The sequence below is a fragment of the Kitasatospora sp. NPDC029367 genome, assembly GCF_055569135.1.
In genome coordinates this window covers 1-1912 of sequence record NZ_JBVHYH010000163.1, presented here as the reverse complement: position 1 = coordinate 1912, position 1912 = coordinate 1, and the positions used below count along the sequence as shown (strand labels likewise).

Here is a 1912-nt window from a genome sequence, read left to right as displayed (position 1 = left end):
CCGACCAGGCTCACCTACCAGCTCGCCGACCAGCACGGCACCGGCACCCTGTCCATCGACTCGGCGACCACCGATGTCAACCGCCGCTGGACCGATCCCTTCGGCGTCCTGCGCGGCTCCGGCAGCGGGACCTCGTGGGCGGGCGACAAGGGCTTCGTCAACGGGTTGAAGGACGACGCGACCGGCTTCACCAACCTGGGCGCCCGCCAGTACCAGCCCAGCACCGGCCGCTTCCTCAGCCCGGACCCGCTGATGCTGGCCGACAACCCGCAGCAGTGGAACGCGTACGCCTACAGCAACAACGACCCGGTGAACAACACCGACCCCACCGGCATGGCGCTGGAGGAGTGCGCGAGCGGATTCGCCAAGTGCTCCAACATGGGCACCGTGGTCGACACGACGCAGGACGGGCCGAACTACCAGCGGATCGTGGCGGAGATCAAGAGGGCGGAACCGATCCGCAGGGCGGGTTACGTCAAGTTCGTCGAGAGGAGCCTGTCGAAGCCCCTGCCGAACCCCAACCGGGAGAAGAAGGTGCCGACGGCCCCCGCAGGGCCGGGGGGCGTCATCGTCGGCCACTCCACGAGGGAGGTCAGCCACGACGCGCAGCCCACCGTCGACTACAGCGTCGGAACCGACTTCGGCTCGGCCGAATCGCTGGACCCGGTGGTCCTGGGGATCTCCACGACGGAGGCGACCCAGTTGAGCAAGCAGGTCACGAAGAAGAACACCTTCTCCCACAGCAACAAGGTCGACGGAAGCGTCAAGTTCAAGATCGGCGGAGTCGAGATCGGGGCGGACACCGAAGCCAACTGGGAATGGGGCTCGGAGGACACCACGCAGACGACCGAGGGGAAGACCGACTCGGTGACGGTGGACCAGAAGGTGACGCTGCGGCCCACCGTGCTCCACCAGTTGTACGGCAAGTCGCCCATCGTGACCCGACGGGTCTACGAGACCACGTACTACTACGACGACGGGAGGACGACGACCAAGACGTGGGGGACCGTTTACGTCAGCAGCTGGACCCCGGTCCTCTACCAGCCCGGGGCACAGGTGCAGGACGTCAAGGAGCCGTAGCAGTGCCGGGCCGATCGTGGGCCGGCACCGCATCACAGAAGGTCGAAGGAGGAGGATGAGCCGTGTGAGGGGTGTCACCGGGAGGCTTCGCACCGTTGTCGCGGGTCTGGCGTTCAGCGCCTGCGCGTGCACCACGGTGTCCGGGCAGGCCGGCGCCGGCGCCGGGGCGACTCCCACGCCGACGCCGACGCCGACCCCGACGGTGTCGGACCAGGCGGCCCGGTCGGACCAGGTCAAGCAGTTGATCCTGGGGACAGCCAAGGAGAGAGGGACGGCACCTGTCGGTGACGCGTTCACGGAGCTCCGGTTCAGCAACGGCTACGGGCCGGAGCTGATCTGGCAGGCGGAGAAGACCGGTGACATCTGCACGGCTTCGGACCGGGTGCTCGCCCGGGGCTGTGTCCCGCTCGCGGAGATCGCCAAGCGGCCGACTCCGGGAGTCGGCACCTTCGTCGGCGCGAGCCTGTTCGAAGGCAGCTGGTCGGTGCTGCTGATGGCCGACGGTGAGACGGTCGATCACATCTCCTGCCAGGGGCGGGACTTCCCGGTCCGCGCCGGGTACTCGATCCCGGTGGACGGTGTGCTCCACACCGTCTACACCGTGGCCGTCCCCAGGAACCTCCAGGGCCGGTACCACGTGGCCGTCCAGCGGGACGGCGGGTCGGCCGAGGAACGCCTCGACATCACCATGGAGAAGGACTACGGCAACGTTCCCGTGGAGTGCTGAGCGGCTGAGCGTGACCCGGGGGGGGGGGGGGGGGGGGGGGGGGGGGGGGGGGGGGGGGGGGGGGGGGGGGTGGGCGGGGGGGGGGGGGGGGGGGGGGGGGGAGGA

At 69.5% G+C, this 1912-nt stretch carries 2 protein-coding genes; both read left to right on the top strand.

The features are described 5' to 3' along the window. Nucleotides 1-1080, top strand: a 1080-nt coding sequence (locus tag ACZ4W5_RS37970) for an RHS repeat-associated core domain-containing protein (protein ID WP_465659819.1), incomplete at its 5' end; no start/stop codon positions are given. Between the two features lie 55 nt (nucleotides 1081-1135). Continuing rightward, nucleotides 1136-1807, top strand: coding sequence for a hypothetical protein (locus ACZ4W5_RS37965; protein WP_465659817.1), 672 nt, complete (start codon nucleotides 1136-1138; stop codon nucleotides 1805-1807). Nucleotides 1808-1912 lie beyond the last annotated feature (105 nt).